This is a genomic window from Variovorax sp. 350MFTsu5.1, from assembly GCF_048302515.1.
Classification (GTDB): domain Bacteria; phylum Pseudomonadota; class Gammaproteobacteria; order Burkholderiales; family Burkholderiaceae_C; genus Variovorax; species Variovorax guangxiensis.
In genome coordinates this window covers 1,731,987-1,747,237 of sequence record NZ_CP157620.1, presented here as the reverse complement: position 1 = coordinate 1,747,237, position 15,251 = coordinate 1,731,987, and the positions used below count along the sequence as shown (strand labels likewise).

The following is a 15,251-nucleotide window of genomic DNA, read 5'->3' as shown; positions in this document are numbered from 1 at the left end:
CTGCCTTCAGGCTGCAGCGTCGAAGTCGGTGCTGCGGCTCAGGGCTTCCCAGGCCTCCATGTCCTTGAGCAGCGCCTGCGCATGGGCGCGCACCGCGTCGACCGAGTCGCCGCCCAGCTGCAGGCGCAGGGGCGTGTGCTCGGCCTCCAGCGCCTTCGCGATCGCCACCGCCGCCTTGCGCGGATCGCCGGCCTGCGTGTTGTGCATGCTGTGCGCGAACTCGCGGGTGGCGCCCACCACCGGCTGGTAGGCCTCGATCATCGGCATGTGGCGCATGCCGCTGCCCGCGAGCTGGGTGCGGAACTGGCCCGGCTCGACGATCAGCACCTTGATGCCGAAGGGCGCGACCTCCTGCGCCAGCGCTTCCGAGGCGCCCTCCAGCGCGAACTTCGAGGCCGAATACGCGCTGAAACCCGCGAACGACAGCTGCCCGCCGAGGCTGGAGATATTCACGATGGCGCCCGACTTCTGGGCGCGCAGCACCGGCAGCGCGGCGCGGGTGACGGCCATGGCGCCGAAGAAGTTGGTGTTCATCAGCGCGCGCAGCTCGGCGTCGGAGGTTTCCTCCAGCGCGCCGACCACGCCGTAGCCGGCGTTGTTCACGAGCACGTCGATGCGGCCGAAGCGGGCCACCGCGGCCTCGACGGCGGCTTCGGCGGCGCCGGCGGCGTCCACGTCCAGCGGCGTGGCCAGCACGCGGTCGGGTGCCTGCGCCACGAGGTCGGCGAGGCGGCCGGCGTCGCGGGCGGTGGCGACCACGTTGTGGCCCAGGGCCAGCGCGTGCTCGGCGAAGGCGTGGCCAAAGCCGGAAGCGGCGCCGGTGATGAACCAGGTCTGGCGGGTCTGCGAAGAGGTGATGGCGATGTTGGACATGATGCTGGCTCCTTGAAGGGTTGAGGGTTGCCGTGAAGGCATGGCGTGACTGTTCCAGCAAGCACACTCGACGACTAGCCGGTTCAAATCGAATGCACTGTGCGATACAGTGCATGAATGGACCGCACCCTGCTCCCGCATCTCGCCATCGTGCTGGCGGTGCACCGGCGCGGCGGGTTCGCCGCCGCGGCCGCCGAACTGGGCATGAGCGCCTCGGCCGTGAGCCACGCGGTGCGCGCCGTCGAGGACCACCTGGGCCAGCCGATCTTCGCGCGCACCACCCGCAGCGTGCGGCTGACCGAGGCCGGGGCCGGCTTCATCGGCATGCTGGCCCCGGCCATGGGCGAGATCGCCGACGCGGTGGACCGCTTCGGTGAGTCGCTCGGGCGGGTGAGCGGCGTGCTGCGCATCAACGCACCCCATGTGGCGCTGCCGCTGGCCATGACGCCGCTGGTGGCCGAAATGGCTCGCCGCCACCCGGACCTGGTGATGGAGATCACCTGCGACGACGGCCTGGCCGACATCGTCGCAAGCGGCCACGACGCCGGCGTGCGGCTGGGCCACACCGTCGCGCAGGACATGGTGGCGGTGCGGCTCACCCCGCCCTTCGAGGCCATCCTGGTGGCCACCCCGCGCTACCTGGCCACGGCGGGCGAGCCGCGCGGCATCGAGGCGCTGCAGCGGCACAACTGCATCGGCTTCCGCTTCGTGACCTCGGGCGGCGTGTACGCCTGGGACCTGCGCGACCAGGCCGGCGCCCACGTCTCGGTCGAGGTGCCGGGCACCGTGCGGGTCACCGACGCGCTCTATGCCCGCGACCTGGCGCTGGCCGACGTGGGCATCGCCTACATCTTCGAGCCGCTGGTGCGCGCCGAACTGCGCGAAGGCCGCCTGCGCCAGCTGCTGCCGCGCTCGGCCTTCGGGGAGCCGGGCCTGTTCCTGTACTTTCCGCGCCGCGCGGCCCAGGCGCCCAAGCTGCGCGCCTTCGTCGACCTGGCCCGGGAAATGCTCGAAAAGTCCGTTTCCGGCCAGCCGCAGCCCCGTTAAGACGCGCTTCGCGCCGGGGGCTTCGCAACCCGCATGGCGAAACACGGTCCCGGCGGGCGACAATCGGGGGCTCCGGCAAAAAACGGGCTACCCCCGGAAAGCCGGAAGTTCCAGCCACCCCGACAACCAGGATCTACGGAAGAAGCGCATGAGCTCGAAGCAACCCACCATCGTCTACACCCTCACCGACGAGGCGCCCCTGCTGGCGACCTACGCGTTCCTGCCGATCATCCGCGCCTTCACGAACCCGGCCGGCATCAACGTCGAGACCAGCGACATCTCCGTGGCGGCCCGCATCCTGGGCGAGTTTCCCGACTACCTGAGCGACGAGCAGAAGGTGCCCGACAACCTCGCCGAACTGGGCAAGCTCACGCTCAAGCCCGAAGCCAACATCATCAAGCTGCCCAACATCAGCGCCTCGGTGGCCCAGCTCAAGGCGGCCATCAAGGAACTGCAGGGCAAGGGCTACAAGATTCCCGACTACCCCGAGAACCCGACCACGGATGAGGACAAGGACATCCGCGCGCGCTACAACAAGTGCACCGGCAGCGCCGTGAACCCCGTGCTGCGCGAAGGCAACTCCGACCGCCGCGCCCCCAAGGCCGTGAAGGAATACGCGCGCAAGAACCCGCACAGCATGGCCGACTGGAGCCAGGCCTCGCGCTCGCACGTCTCGCACATGCACGGCGGCGACTTCTACCACGGCGAGAAGTCGATGACGCTCGACCGCGCGCGCAACGTCAAGATGGAGCTCATCACCAAGAGCGGCAAGACCATCGTGCTCAAGCCCAAGGTCGCCCTGCTCGACCGCGAGATCATCGACTCCATGTTCATGAGCAAGAAGGCGCTGCTGGCCTTCTATGAAAAGGAGATCGAAGACGCACACAAGACCGGCGTGATGTTCTCGCTGCACGTGAAGGCCACCATGATGAAGGTCTCGCACCCCATCGTGTTCGGCCACTGCGTGAAGATCTTCTACAAGGAAGCCTTCGAGAAGCACGGCAAGCTGTTCGACGAGCTGGGCATCAACGTCAACAACGGCATGGTCGACCTCTACAACAAGATCGCCACGCTGCCGCAGAGCACGCAGGACGAGATCAAGCGCGACCTGCACGCCTGCCACGAGCACCGCCCTGAACTGGCGATGGTCGACTCGGCCAAGGGCATCACCAACTTCCACTCGCCCAACGACGTGATCGTGGACGCCTCCATGCCCGCGATGATCCGCAACGGCGGCAAGATGTGGGGCGCCGACGGCCGCCTGAAGGACGTGAAGGCCGTGATGCCCGAATCGACCTTCGCCCGCATCTACCAGGAGATGATCAACTTCTGCAAGTGGCACGGCGCCTTCGACCCCAAGACCATGGGCACCGTGCCCAACGTGGGCCTCATGGCGCAGAAGGCCGAGGAATACGGCTCGCACGACAAGACCTTCGAGATCGCCGAGGACGGCGTCGCCAACATCACCGACCTGGACACCGGCGAAGTGCTGATGAGCCAGGAAGTGGAGCAGGGCGACATCTGGCGCATGTGCCAGGTCAAGGACGCCGCGATCCGCGACTGGGTGAAGCTGGCCGTCAACCGCGCGCGCAACTCCGGCATGCCGGTGGTGTTCTGGCTCGACGCCTATCGTCCGCACGAGGCGCAGCTGATCACCAAGGTCAAGATGTACCTGCACGAGCACAACACCACGGGCCTGGACATCCAGATCATGAGCCAGGTGCGCGCCATGCGCTACACGCTGGAGCGCGTGGTCCGCGGCCTGGACACCATCAGCGCCACCGGCAACATCCTGCGCGACTACCTGACCGACCTGTTCCCCATCATGGAGCTGGGCACCTCGGCCAAGATGCTGTCGATCGTTCCGCTGATGGCCGGCGGCGGCATGTACGAGACCGGCGCGGGCGGCTCGGCCCCCAAGCACGTGCAGCAGCTGGTGGAGGAGAACCACCTGCGCTGGGACTCGCTGGGCGAATTCCTCGCGCTGGCCGTGAGTCTGGAAGACCTGGGCCTGAAGACGAACAACAAGAAGGCGACCATCCTCGCCAAGACGCTGGACACCGCCACCGGCAAGCTGCTCGACAACAACAAGAACCCATCGCCCAAGACCGGCCAGCTCGACAACCGCGGCAGCCAGTTCTACCTGGCGATGTACTGGGCGCAGGAACTGGCCGCGCAGACCGAAGACCTCGAACTGCAGGCCGCCTTCAGCAAGCTGGCCGAGACGCTCGCGGCCAACGAGAAGAAGATCGTCGACGAACTCGCCGCCGTGCAGGGCAAGCCGGTGGACATCGGCGGCTACTACCTGGCCGACCCGGTCAAGTTCTCGGCCATCATGCGCCCGAGCGCCACGCTCAACGCGGCGCTGGCTTCGGCGTAAGAAGGCCGATCGACATCGTGCGGATGGCAGTCGCCATGAAGCCCTTCAGGCTCGCGATGCTTCCCGCCGTGCTGGCCCTGGCCGGCGCGGCGGGCACAGCCCTTGCGGCCGAAGACTGCGAGGCCCTGCGCACCCGCATCGAATCGAAGATCGCCGCGAGCGGCGTGGCGCGCTTCACCGTCACCGTCATCGATGCGAACGCATCGGCGAATGGCCAGGTGGTAGGCAGCTGCGAGCTCGGCACGAAGAAGGTCGTCTATCTGAAGGACGCGGGGGCCGCACCGGCTCCTGCTCCTGCATCCATCCCTGCATCTGTCCCGACGCCTCCTGCTACGGCTGCGGCCCAGGGCGCGGACGAACCCATGATCACCGAGTGTAAGGACGGCACCGTGACCATGGGCGACTGCAGAAAGCAGTAGCGGCAAGCTGGCGGCGCCTGCCGCCCGGCCCAGCCCCATCCATTGTTACGGCCGGAGTCTTCCGGCTCGTCAGCCCTTCGCCACCACCCGCGCGATCCACGCGAGCAGCACCGCCTCGACCTCGTCGCGGTTGGTCTCGTTCAGCGCCTCGTGGCGCGCGCCGCCGAACACGTGGCACGACACGTCGCGCAGCCCGGCCGCTCGGTAGCGCTCCACCAGCGGATAGAACCACTCGGCCTTGTTGCTCACCGGGTCTTCGCCGCCGATGAACAGGTACAGGGGCAGCTCGGGCCGGATGGTCTTGCGCATGGCCTCGGGCGTCAGGTCGCCCAGCTTCGCGAACATCGAACCCAGCCCCTCGGCCGAGACCGTGAAGCCGCACAGCGGATCGGCGATGTACGCATCGACCTGCGCCGGATCGCGGCTGAGCCAGTCGAAGGGCGTGCGCACGTCGGGCAGCGCGGCATTCATGTCTTCGAGCTTGAAGCCCGACTGCAGCGCGGTTCCCAGCAGGTCGAGCGCCGAGGTGCCCGACAGTGCCGCGCCCGCGAGCAGCGAGCCGTGCTCGACCAGGTAGTACTGCAGCGCGAACGAACCCATGCTGTGGCCCAGCAGGATCAGCGGCAGCCCGGGATGCACGCCTCGCACGTGGCGGCTCAGCAGCGCCATGTCGTCCACCAGCCCGGCGAACGCGCGCGGCCCGAACTCGCCCAGCTCACCGCGCGCCTGCGCACCCTTGCCATGCCCGCGATGCTCGTTCGCATACACCACGTACCCCGCGCGCACCAATGACTCGGCCAGATGCCGGTAGCGCAGCGAATGCTCGCCCATGCCATGCGCGAGCTGCACGATGGCGCGCGGCGCCGTCGCCGTGCCCAGCCACCGATGGACCTCCACCGTGACGCCGTCGTTGGCGGTGAGCTCGAAGTGGGTCTCGGTGGTCGGCATGCATTGCTCCATACAGTGATCGATGGAGCCGATCCTAGGGGCTGGTGAGCGGCGCTTCGATCAGGGGTTTCCTGCTTTTGTCGCGCGGTGGACAGCACAACGTTGTGTTCATCCTTACCGCTCGCACAAGGAGTTCTCGGCTCCTACCGCGTGGATATACTGCCGCGTCGCGCCGATTTGGCGCGATCGGGTTTGGAAGCCCGCTTCACCTCTGCGACGAGAGCCGCAGCCACCGCACATGGTCTGCGGCTTTTTCGCTCGTGCCACTTTTATGGCGGCTCGGGCGGGAGGGCGCGAGCCCTGCCGGTTCTCGCAAGAGGTGTCCGGTCTTCCAACCCGTTCGAGCTGCCGCCCCCGTTTGGAAGCGAGAGCGGTGGTTTTTGAAATCACACCTCTTGGAGGCCATTCATGGCTCAACACACTCGCGTTCGCGCGCAATCACAGTCTCCTTCTGCGCCTGTCGAATCCGCGGTCGACGCACTTGCTCGACAAGCCTGCGACGATGCGGCGCAATTGCAGGAAGTCCTGCGCGCGCATGCCTGCATCGAAAAGCTCATCGGTCCAGAACACACGAGCGATCTCGAAGCACTCGTGACCACACGAAGCGAATTGGGCGCCCTGCTGCGCCTCGCCAATGCGGAACTTCAACGTTGCATCAGTGCGATAGACAGTACTACCTCGCAACTACGCCACGCGCTGATTGCCAGCGAAGGCGGGATGTCCGCGTAGCGCGCTATCGCCGGATGGCACCGGCGAGCACCTCTGCCATCTTCTTCAACGCCGCCTCCGGCGTGGCCTCGATGTGAATCGAACACGCCAGCATCAGGTTCAATTGCTGCCCGAAGTCCTCGACCGCGATGCTGGTTCCGGCTTCGCGCAGCACGCCGTTCGCGTCGACTTCGCACTGCAGCGCGGCGCGCACGCGGTCTGCGTAGCTGCCTTCGGGAACGCCGTAGGCCACGACCGGGATGCCCAGCGCGATCGCCGCGCCGACCTCGAACACGGTGCCCGAGTCGGGCTCCATGCCCCTGAAGCTCGCAAGATTGGCGACGACGCCGTCCGCGCCGCGAAGGCGCTGCATGTTGGCTTCGTAGATCTGCTTCTCGGGCGCCTCGGAGCTCAGCTCTTCGTTGCCGTCGGCCGGCAGCAGAGCCGCAAGGCCGGCTGCGTCACAGATGGCCGACAGGCTGACGAAATGCGCCCTGGCGTCGGGGCGAAAGACGTCCGGCCCCGCGAGGTAGATGCGCGGGCGGGCCGTGTTCCGGGGAGGCTGCTTGTCCATCGGCGCAGCATCGGCGATTTCGGGCTCTTGCTCAATCCTTGCGACATGGTGCAAAGCGAATTACCGATGGATGCATCGGCCCGCCGCCCCTGCCGCTGCTGCTTCGGGGAATCAGGCAAGAAACTCGCACGAAGCGCCAAACGCTCCGCTTGAGCCTTCTCTACCGCGAAAGCACTACGCGGCGCCGAGCGGGCGAAGCGGCGGCCGCGGTCGGCACCGCGTTTTGCAGGATCAGGCAAAAACCGCGTTCGATTCGTCTACCGCTTCGGGCTCGCGAAAACGCACACTTCTCTGCATGCCCGGCCCACGCTCATTCCAGTGTGCGCCCCACGGCAGACAGATCAGCACGAGGAGTTCACCATGACCACGATCCAGGAAAAAGTCGTACTCATCACCGGCGCGAGCAGCGGCATCGGCGAAGCGACCGCCAGGCTGCTTGCGCGGCGCGGCGCCAAGGTGGTGCTCGGTGCGCGCCGCACCGACAGGCTCGCCTCGCTCGCGGCCGAGATCACGGCCACGGGCGGCACGGCGAGCTTCCAGCGGCTCGACGTGACGCACCGGCCCGACATGGAAGCGTTCGCCGAATTCGCACTGGAGACGCACGAGCAGATCGACGTGCTCGTCAACGCCGCGGGCGTGATGCCGATGTCGCCGCTGTGGAACCGCAAGATCGAGGAGTGGGAACTCATGATCGACGTGAACCTGCGCGGCGTGCTGCTGGGCATCGCGGCGGTGCTGCCGACGATGCAGGAGCAGGGCTGGGGCCACATCGTGAACGTGGCGCCGGTGGCGATGCACGGGCTGTCGCCGGGCTCGGCGGTGTACCACGGCACGCAGTACGCGGTGAACGCGATCTCCGAGGGCCTGCGGCAGGAGCATGCCGGCCGGCTGCACGTGACGGTAGTGAGCCCCGACGTGCACGGCCCCATCGATCCGCTGGCCGAGCGCATCGCGGCCAGCTACGCGCGCGAACGCATGCGCACCAACCGGCGCATCGCGGTGCCGGTGGATGCGGTGGCGCGCTCGATCGCGGGGGCCATCGAGGGCTACGGCATCACCGCCGGCGCAGTGCGCCCGCCCGCCAGGCAACATCAGCAGCAGCGGCCGCGCCCGGCCGAATACGCTCAGTAGGCTCAGTAGGTCTTGTAGGGCAGGAACTTGCCCGACAGCACCACGTTGACGCGGTCGCCCTTCGGGTCGGCCTCGCGCTGGATGTCCATGCTGAAGTCGATGGCGCTCATGATGCCGTCGCCGAATTCTTCATGGATGAGCTCCTTGATGGTGGTGCCGTACACGCTCACCACTTCGTACCAGCGGTAGATGAGCGGATCGGTGGGCACCGGCGTGGGCAGCGAGCCCTTGTAGGGCACCACCTTCAGCCACTTCTGCTCCTCGGCGGTGAGGCCGAAGATCTTGCCGACGATCTTCGCCTGCCTGTCGTCGAGCGTCATCTGGCCCAGGCAGGCGGCGGTGGTCCACTCCTTCGAGAGGCCCACCTTCCTGGCCACGTCGGCCCACTGGATGCCCTTGCTGACCTTGGTGGCGATGATTTTCTCGGTGACGTCGTTGCGGTTCATGGGGTCTCCTGTTGAGTGAGCTCAGGCAAGCAACAGCCATGCCGGGGTCTTGCCCCCTCTCCCCCTCGGGGAGAGGGTTGGGGTGAGGGTGCGTCGGCGATGGATGGAGCGCGGCGGCATTGGCGCTCCGGCCCTCACCCTGACCCTCTCCCCGAGGGGAGAGGGAACAACACGAGGTCAGCGCGCCCAGTGGAACTTGCGGTCCGATTCCTTGATGGGCTGGTCGTTGATGCTCGCGAAGCGCCTCTGCATGAGGCCGTTCTCCGCGAACTCCCAGTTCTCGTTGCCATGGCTGCGATACCACTGGCCCGAGTCGTCGTGCCATTCGTACTCGAAGCGCACCGCGATGCGGTTGTCCATGAAGGCCCAGAGCTGCTTCTTCAGGCGGTAGTCGAGCTCGCGCGTCCACTTGCGCGACAGGAACTCCACCACCTGCTCCCGGCCGTTGACGAAATCGGCGCGGTTGCGCCATTCCGTGTCGGGCGTGTAGGCAAGGCTCACGCGAACGGGGTCGCGCGAGTTCCAGGCGTCTTCGGCGGCCTGTACCTTCTGCGTGGCGGATTCGAGGGTGAAGGGCGGCAGAGGCGGGCGTGATTCCATGGTGGTTCTTTCGATGGAGGTTGAAGGGGAATGCGCTGAAATGTGCCACATGTAGACAGACCTGTCTACATGCCTACAATCGCGCCATGGACATCTCTTCCATCTCCGAACTGCCGGCGCGCGAGCGCATCCTTCGCACCGCGCACGACCTCTTCTACGCCAACGGCATCCGCGCCACCGGCATCGACCGCGTCATCGCCGCGTCGGGCGTCACCAAGGTCACCTTCTACCGGCACTACCCGTCGAAGGACGACCTGGTGCGGGCCTTCCTCGATCACCGCCACGGCCTGTGGATGGCATGGTTCGTCGATGCGCTCGGCCGGCTCGGCGCGCAGCAGCGCATCGGCGGCGGCCAGGCGCTGGAGGTGCTGGCCGACGCGATGGCCGAGTGGTTCGCAGACCCGGCTTTCCGCGGCTGCGCCTTCATCAACTCGGTGGTCGAGGTGGGCGGCAGCGTGAGCGGCGCGAGCGACATCTCGCGCGAGCACAAGCGCGAGATGGTCGAGGTGATCGCCGGGCTGCTGCCCGAATCACTGGAAAGCCCGCGCCGCATGGCGGTTGCGCAGGCCGCCGCGCTGGGCGTCGACGGCGCCATCGTCAAGGCGCAGATGGGCGGCGCCGCGCTCGCGCGCGAAGCGGTCGACGACCTGCGCCGGCTGCTTCAGGCGCTGGCGGCCACGCTGCCCGCCTCGCCAGCCGCTACTTCACGACCATCAGCGTGAACGGCCACACATAGGCCTGCAAGGTCACGTAGAAGCCCACGAGGCAGGCCAGCGCGATGGAGTGGAAGAACACGTAGCGCAGGATCTCGCCTTCGTGGTTGAACCAGCGCGTGGCGGTGGAAGCCACCACGATCGACTGCGCGTCGATCATCTTGCCCATCACGCCGCCGGAGCTGTTGGCCGCGCCCATCAGGTTCGGGCTCAGGCCGAGCTGGTCGGCCGCCACCTTCTGCATGCCGCCGAAGAGCACGTTCGATGCGGTGTCGGAGCCGGTGAGCGCCACGCCCAGCCAGCCCATCAGCGTGCCGAAGAAGGGATACAGCACGCCGGTGTTGGCGAAGGCCAGGCCCAGCGTGGTGTCCAGCCCCGAGTAGCGCGTGAGCGTGCCCAGCGCGAGCATCAGCACGATGGTGAGCAGCGAGAACTTCACCAGCCACAGCGTGCGGCCATAGGCGGCCACGAGCTGGATCGGGTTGTACTTCATCACCAGCCCACCCACGATGGCCGACACCAGGATGCCGGTGCCCGTGGCCGAGAGCAGCAGCAGCTGGTAGACCGCGCCCTCCTTCGTCGGCTTGGGCACCACCGGCGCCACCTTCTCGACCATGTTGTGCAGCCCGTCGATGGGAAAGCTCGGCGCGAAGATGCCGTTGAGCCAGGTCTTCACCGCCGGCAGGCCCCAGATGAACACGAACACGGTGAGGATGAGCCACGGCGTCCAGGCGCGGATGACGGCGGCGGTCGGATGCTTCGTCGGCGCGACGGCCGCGGAAGCCTCGCCGCCGTCGGCCTCGTGTCCCTTGAGCGACACCGAGGTCCAGACCTTCTTCGGCTTCCACACGCGCAGGAACGCGACCAGGCACACCATCGAGACGATGGCCGCGATGATGTCCACCAGCTCCGGGCCGATGTAGTTCGACACCAGGAACTGCGGAATCGCGAAGGACACGCCCGTGACCAGGATGGCCGGCCACACCTCCATCATTCCCTTGCGCCCCGCGAAGGCCCAGATGAGCCAGAACGGCACCAGCAGCGAGAAGAACGGCAGCTGCCGCCCGATCATCGCGGTCACCGCCATCAGGTCGTAGCCATGCACCTTGGCCAGCGTGATGACCGGCGTGCCCAATGCGCCGAAGGCCACCGGCGCGGTGTTCGCGATGAGCGAGAGCCCCGATGCGGCGAGCGGCGAGAAGCCCAGCCCGATGAGGATGGCCGCAGTGACGGCCACCGGCGTGCCGAAGCCCGCCGCGCCCTCGAAGAAGGCACCGAAGGCGAATGCGATGAGCAGCAGCTGCAGGCGCCTGTCTTCCGTGATGCCGGCGATGGAGTCCTGCAGTATCTGGAAGCTGCCGTTCTGCTGCGTGAGCTGCTGCAGGAAGATGATGTTCAGCACGATCCAGCCGATGGGCAGCAGGCCGGTGATGCCGCCGAGGAAGGCGGCCTTGCCCGCCATGTCGGCCGGCATGCCGAAGGCGAACACTGCGATGAGCACCGCGCTCAGCAGGCCCAGCCCCGCCGCGTAGTGCGCCTTGACGTGAAGCAACCCGAGGCACACCAGCATCACCACCACCGGTATCGCGGCCAGCGCCGTCGATACGATCATGTTGCCGAAGGGGTTGTAAACCTGTTGCCAGACCATGCGCTCGTCTCCTGTTGTTTTGGGAATTCTTCTGAGCCGGTGCTTCGGCCGGGCAGGACCGGAAGCGTTCGATACCATCCTACCCCGCTACCCCTCACGACAAAAGATGGTTTCTCCGCGTCTCCCCTCGACCCAGGGCCTGCAGGCCTTCGAGGCCGTCGCGCGGCTGCGCAGCGTGAACCTCGCGGCCGAGGAGCTCGCGGTGACGCCCAGCGCGGTGAGCCACCGCATCCGCCAGCTCGAACTGCTTCTGGGGCTCAAGTTCTTCACCGGCAGCGACTTCAGCCTCAGCGCCGACGGCATGGCCTACCTGGCGCGGGTGCGCGAGGCCATCGCGGCGCTGCGGCAGGTGCCGGGGCGCGAGCCCGAGTCGCAGGTGCGGCGGCTGCGCGTGGCGGTCACGCCGACCTTCTCGCGCCAGATGCTGCTGCCCCGGCTGGCGCGCTTTCGCGATGCATACCCGAACATCGAGCTGATGCTGCAGGTGACCATGCCGGTGCGCAACACCACGGTGGAGGAGGCCGACATCGAGCTGCGCTTCGGCACCGGCCCCTTCCACGACCGCGAGTTCGTCCAGCTGCTGGCCGACGACGTGTCGCCGGTGTGCAGCCCCGCCTACCTCGAACGCCACGGCCCCTTCGAAAGCTTCGAGACCGACGCCGAGGTGTCGCGCGCGCAGCTGCTGCGCACGCCGCTGGAGTCGTGGCGCACCTGGTTCAAGGCCTGCGGCATCGGCCTGCCGGAGCCTGCCACGGGCCACCAGTTCAACGACCTCGGCCTGGCGCTCGACGCTGCCGCCGAAGACTTCGGCGTGGTGCTCATGCACCTGCGCCTGGGCAGCGCATGGCTCGACAACGGCCGGCTGGTGCGGCTGTCGCGGCGCAGCGTGCCCTCGCCAAACGCCTACTTCCTGTGCTGGAAGCCGGGCGCCATGGAGCGCTGGGAGTGCGCCACCTTCGTCGAGTGGCTGCGCGAGGCGCTGCGCGAGCGGGCGAGCTGAATTCTTTTCAGCAGAGGGCTCGTCTTTTTTCAGATGGCGCCCCTGGGCGCCTGCAGATAATGCCCGGTTAGCTTCCGCCGACCCATCACAAGAACCCGCCAGGAGACCGCCCGTGCCCGACCTTTCCAGGATCACCAACATCGAAGACCTGCGGGTGATCGCCAAGCGGCGCGTGCCGAAGATGTTCTACGACTACGCCGACTCCGGCGCGTGGACCGAGGGCACCTACCGCGCCAACGAGAGCGACTTCCAGAAGATCAAGCTGCGCCAGCGCGTGGCCGTGAACATGGAGGGCCGCTCGCTGCGCACCACCATGATCGGGCAGGAAACCGCGATGCCTGTGGCCATCGCGCCCACCGGCCTCACGGGCATGCAGCACGCCGACGGCGAGATCCTCGGCGCGCGCGCAGCCAAGGCCTTCGGCATTCCGTTCACGCTGTCGACCATGAGCATCTGCTCACTCGAGGACATCGCCGAGAACACCGGCCGCCACCCCTTCTGGTTCCAGCTCTACGTGATGAAGGACCGCGACTTCATCGAGCGCCTGATCGAGCGCGCCAAGGCCGCCAACGTGACCGCGCTGCAGCTCACGCTCGACCTGCAGATCCTCGGCCAGCGCCACAAGGACATCAAGAACGGTCTCACCGCGCCGCCCAAGCCCACCATCAAGAACCTCATCAACCTCGCCACCAAGCCGCGCTGGTGCATGGGCATGCTGGGCACCAAGCGCCGCACCTTCGGCAACATCGCGGGCCACGCCAAGGGGGTGAAGGACCTGTCGTCGCTGTCGTCATGGACGGCCGAGCAGTTCGACCCCGCGCTGAGCTGGGCCGACGTGGAGTGGATCAAGAAGCTCTGGGGCGGCAAGCTCATCCTCAAGGGCGTCATGGACGTGGAGGACGCGCGCCTCGCGGCCGCAAGCGGCGCCGACGCGCTCATCGTGTCGAACCACGGCGGGCGCCAGCTCGACGGCGCCCCCTCCTCCATCGCGGCGCTGCCCGCCATCGTCGACGCGGTGGGCACCGAGATCGAGGTGTGGATGGACGGCGGCATCCGCAGCGGGCAGGACGTGCTCAAGGCCCGCGCGCTGGGCGCCCGCGGCACGCTCATCGGCCGCAGCTTCCTCTACGGCCTGGGAGCCTTCGGGCAGGAGGGCGTGACCCGCGCGCTGCAGATCATCCAGAAGGAGCTCGACATCACGATGGCCTTCTGCGGCCGCACGAACATCGACGAGGTCGATTCGAGCATCCTGCTGCCTGGCACTTTCTGAGCCTGCAGGGCTTCACCGGAAGGCCCCTGCGGAGGTAGGCCGATGCGGCATCGGCCGACACGCGGTCCCTTCGTGCCGGCGCAGAATGTTTTGGAAACAACAACATTGCCTGCACGGCACAAGAAGGCACCATGAGCGCAGTCACGCCTACCTCGGGAGGCCCAGCGGCCTCTGCTTCATCTCCCCCGCACTACACGGCAGAAGAAAAGCGCCACCGCGTCTTCGCGATCATGGCGGCCTCCTCCGGCAATCTGGTCGAGTGGTTCGACTTCTACGTGTACGCCTTCTCGGCGCTGTACTTCGCGCCGGCCTTCTTTCCCAAGTCCGATCCCACCGCGCAGCTGCTGAACACGGCCGGCGTGTTCGCGGCCGGCTTCCTCATGCGGCCCATCGGCGGCTGGCTCTTCGGGAGGCTGGCCGACCGGCTCGGGCGCAAGACCTCGATGCTGATCTCGGTGACGATGATGTGCGGCGGCTCGCTCGTCATCGCCTGCCTGCCCACCTATGCGCAGATCGGCGCGTGGGCGCCTTTCCTGCTGCTGGTATGCCGGCTGTTCCAGGGGCTCTCGGTGGGCGGCGAATACGGCACCACCGCCACCTACATGAGCGAGGTGGCGCTGCGCGGCCAGCGCGGCTTCTTCTCTTCTTTCCAGTACGTCACGCTGATCGGCGGGCAACTGCTCGCGGTGCTGGTGATCGTGGTGCTCGAACAGTTGCTGACCGAGGCCGAGCTCAAGGCCTGGGGCTGGCGCATTCCGTTCGTGATCGGCGCCATCGCGGCGGTGGTGGCGCTGCTGCTGCGCCGCACGCTGCACGAGACGCAGACCGACGAGGCCAGGAAGAACAAGGAAGCCGGGAGCATCGGCGGCCTCTTCAGGCACCACACGCCGGCGTTCCTCACGGTGCTGGGCTACACGGCCGGCGGCTCGCTGATCTTCTACACCTTCACCACGTACATGCAGAAGTACCTCGTTAACACGGTGCACCTGCCGATCAAGACGGCAAGCTACGTGATGACATGCGCGCTCTTCGTCTACATGTGCATGCAGCCGGTGTTCGGCGCGCTGTCCGACCGCATCGGGCGGCGCAACAACATGCTGCTGTTCGGCGGCCTCGGCGCGCTGGCGACGGTGCCCATCCTGACCGCGCTGCAGCACACGACCAGCCCCGTGCTGGCCTTCGTTCTCATCATCGCGGCGCTGGCCATCGTGAGCTTCTACACCTCGATCAGCGGCATCGTGAAGGCGGAGATGTTCCCGCCCGAAGTGCGCGCCCTGGGCGTGGGGCTGGCCTACGCGGTCGCGAACGCGATCTTCGGCGGCTCGGCCGAATACGTGGCGCTGGGGCTCAAGTCACTGGGACACGAGTCGGCCTTCTTCTGGTACGTGAGCGCGATGATGGTCATCGCCTTCCTCGTGAGCCTCAGGCTGCCGAGGCAGGCGAGCTACCTGCATCACGATCACTGACGCAGGAAGAAAAGAGGGCTGAAGGGCT

General features: G+C 67.2%; 15 protein-coding genes. 9 read left to right on the top strand and 6 right to left on the bottom strand.

Annotation, left to right across the window (positions count from 1 at the left end):
- Nucleotides 1-6: 6 nt before the first annotated feature.
- Nucleotides 7-873, bottom strand: coding sequence for an oxidoreductase (locus ABL843_RS07640; protein WP_418119480.1), 867 nt, complete (start codon nt 871-873; stop codon nt 7-9).
- Between the two features lie 117 nt (nt 874-990).
- On the opposite strand from ABL843_RS07640, the gene ABL843_RS07635 reads away from it, so the two are divergent.
- The 3 genes from ABL843_RS07635 to ABL843_RS07625 all read left to right on the top strand — a co-directional run bounded on the left by ABL843_RS07635 (nt 991) and on the right by ABL843_RS07625 (nt 4,719).
- Entirely contained in the window at nt 991-1,920 is a 930-nt protein-coding gene (locus ABL843_RS07635) for a LysR family transcriptional regulator (RefSeq protein WP_418119479.1), read from the top strand.
- Nucleotides 1,921-2,068: 148 nt separating this feature from the next.
- Nucleotides 2,069-4,300 (top strand): NADP-dependent isocitrate dehydrogenase, encoded by a 2,232-nt coding sequence (locus ABL843_RS07630; protein WP_184635420.1) that lies wholly within the window; start codon nt 2,069-2,071, stop codon nt 4,298-4,300.
- 23 nt (nt 4,301-4,323) lie between these two features.
- Nucleotides 4,324-4,719 (top strand): DUF1161 domain-containing protein, encoded by a 396-nt coding sequence (locus tag ABL843_RS07625; RefSeq protein WP_418119478.1) that lies wholly within the window; start codon nt 4,324-4,326, stop codon nt 4,717-4,719.
- 69 nt (nt 4,720-4,788) lie between these two features.
- Here ABL843_RS07625 and ABL843_RS07620 read toward each other — a convergent pair whose 3' ends face one another.
- Nucleotides 4,789-5,667 (bottom strand): alpha/beta fold hydrolase, encoded by an 879-nt coding sequence (locus ABL843_RS07620; protein ID WP_418119477.1) that lies wholly within the window; start codon nt 5,665-5,667, stop codon nt 4,789-4,791.
- 408 nt (nt 5,668-6,075) lie between these two features.
- Between ABL843_RS07620 and ABL843_RS07615 the strand changes: the two genes are divergently transcribed.
- A complete protein-coding gene (locus tag ABL843_RS07615) occupies nt 6,076-6,396 on the top strand; it encodes a hypothetical protein (RefSeq protein WP_418119476.1) in 321 nt (106 codons plus the stop codon).
- 4 nt (nt 6,397-6,400) lie between these two features.
- On the opposite strand, the gene ABL843_RS07610 is transcribed toward ABL843_RS07615, so the two are convergent.
- Nucleotides 6,401-6,949: a nucleoside 2-deoxyribosyltransferase gene (locus ABL843_RS07610; protein ID WP_418119475.1), complete on the bottom strand. Its 549-nt coding sequence runs from the start codon at nt 6,947-6,949 to the stop codon at nt 6,401-6,403.
- A gap of 360 nt (nt 6,950-7,309) precedes the next feature.
- Between ABL843_RS07610 and ABL843_RS07605 the strand changes: the two genes are divergently transcribed.
- Nucleotides 7,310-8,080, top strand: a complete 771-nt coding sequence (locus tag ABL843_RS07605) for an SDR family oxidoreductase (protein WP_369659306.1) — start codon at nt 7,310-7,312, stop codon at nt 8,078-8,080.
- Between the two features lie 2 nt (nt 8,081-8,082).
- Here the strand turns inward: ABL843_RS07605 and cynS are convergent, their stop codons facing one another.
- Together cynS and ABL843_RS07595 are read right to left on the bottom strand one after the other, a co-directional pair.
- Nucleotides 8,083-8,526 carry a cyanase gene (gene cynS / locus ABL843_RS07600; RefSeq protein ID WP_369659307.1) on the bottom strand — a complete coding sequence of 148 codons (444 nt, stop codon included), beginning with the start codon at nt 8,524-8,526 and terminating at the stop codon, nt 8,083-8,085.
- A 177-nt stretch (nt 8,527-8,703) separates the two neighbouring features.
- On the bottom strand, nt 8,704-9,126 hold the full coding sequence (locus ABL843_RS07595) for a DUF1348 family protein (protein ID WP_126022571.1): 423 nt from the start codon (nt 9,124-9,126) through the stop codon (nt 8,704-8,706).
- 86 nt (nt 9,127-9,212) lie between these two features.
- Here ABL843_RS07595 and ABL843_RS07590 point away from each other — a divergent pair, with 86 nt between their 5' ends.
- On the top strand, nt 9,213-9,848 hold the full coding sequence (locus ABL843_RS07590; RefSeq protein ID WP_418119474.1) for a TetR/AcrR family transcriptional regulator: 636 nt from the start codon (nt 9,213-9,215) through the stop codon (nt 9,846-9,848).
- Here the strand turns inward: ABL843_RS07590 and ABL843_RS07585 are convergent.
- Complete coding sequence (locus ABL843_RS07585; RefSeq protein ID WP_418119473.1) at nt 9,826-11,487, bottom strand: L-lactate permease; 1,662 nt, start codon at nt 11,485-11,487, stop codon at nt 9,826-9,828. The genes ABL843_RS07590 and ABL843_RS07585 overlap by 23 nt on opposite strands.
- Before the next feature lie 106 nt (nt 11,488-11,593).
- Between ABL843_RS07585 and ABL843_RS07580 the strand changes: the two genes are divergently transcribed.
- The 3 genes from ABL843_RS07580 (at nt 11,594) to ABL843_RS07570 (ending at nt 15,223) form a co-directional block, all read left to right on the top strand.
- Nucleotides 11,594-12,487, top strand: a complete 894-nt coding sequence (locus ABL843_RS07580) for a LysR substrate-binding domain-containing protein (protein WP_418119472.1) — start codon at nt 11,594-11,596, stop codon at nt 12,485-12,487.
- 112 nt (nt 12,488-12,599) lie between these two features.
- Nucleotides 12,600-13,757 (top strand): alpha-hydroxy acid oxidase, encoded by a 1,158-nt coding sequence (locus ABL843_RS07575; RefSeq protein ID WP_418119471.1) that lies wholly within the window; start codon nt 12,600-12,602, stop codon nt 13,755-13,757.
- Nucleotides 13,758-13,888: 131 nt separating this feature from the next.
- The gene (locus ABL843_RS07570; RefSeq protein ID WP_418119470.1) at nt 13,889-15,223 is read left to right on the top strand and encodes an MFS family transporter; all 1,335 of its coding nucleotides are present in this window, start codon (nt 13,889-13,891) and stop codon (nt 15,221-15,223) included.
- Nucleotides 15,224-15,251: the final 28 nt, after the last annotated feature.

Coding starts and splice junctions, on each gene's coding strand:
- ABL843_RS07620 (WP_418119477.1), bottom strand. CDS start 5,667: ATGCCGACCACCGAGACCCACTTCGAGCTCACCGCCAACGACGGCGTC.
- ABL843_RS07570 (WP_418119470.1), top strand. CDS start 13,889: ATGAGCGCAGTCACGCCTACCTCGGGAGGCCCAGCGGCCTCTGCTTCA.
- ABL843_RS07605 (WP_369659306.1), top strand. CDS start 7,310: ATGACCACGATCCAGGAAAAAGTCGTACTCATCACCGGCGCGAGCAGC.
- ABL843_RS07595 (WP_126022571.1), bottom strand. CDS start 9,126: ATGGAATCACGCCCGCCTCTGCCGCCCTTCACCCTCGAATCCGCCACG.
- cynS (WP_369659307.1), bottom strand. CDS start 8,526: ATGAACCGCAACGACGTCACCGAGAAAATCATCGCCACCAAGGTCAGC.
- ABL843_RS07580 (WP_418119472.1), top strand. CDS start 11,594: ATGGTTTCTCCGCGTCTCCCCTCGACCCAGGGCCTGCAGGCCTTCGAG.
- ABL843_RS07585 (WP_418119473.1), bottom strand. CDS start 11,487: ATGGTCTGGCAACAGGTTTACAACCCCTTCGGCAACATGATCGTATCG.
- ABL843_RS07615 (WP_418119476.1), top strand. CDS start 6,076: ATGGCTCAACACACTCGCGTTCGCGCGCAATCACAGTCTCCTTCTGCG.
- ABL843_RS07635 (WP_418119479.1), top strand. CDS start 991: ATGGACCGCACCCTGCTCCCGCATCTCGCCATCGTGCTGGCGGTGCAC.
- ABL843_RS07630 (WP_184635420.1), top strand. CDS start 2,069: ATGAGCTCGAAGCAACCCACCATCGTCTACACCCTCACCGACGAGGCG.
- ABL843_RS07590 (WP_418119474.1), top strand. CDS start 9,213: ATGGACATCTCTTCCATCTCCGAACTGCCGGCGCGCGAGCGCATCCTT.
- ABL843_RS07625 (WP_418119478.1), top strand. CDS start 4,324: ATGGCAGTCGCCATGAAGCCCTTCAGGCTCGCGATGCTTCCCGCCGTG.
- ABL843_RS07640 (WP_418119480.1), bottom strand. CDS start 873: ATGTCCAACATCGCCATCACCTCTTCGCAGACCCGCCAGACCTGGTTC.
- ABL843_RS07610 (WP_418119475.1), bottom strand. CDS start 6,949: ATGGACAAGCAGCCTCCCCGGAACACGGCCCGCCCGCGCATCTACCTC.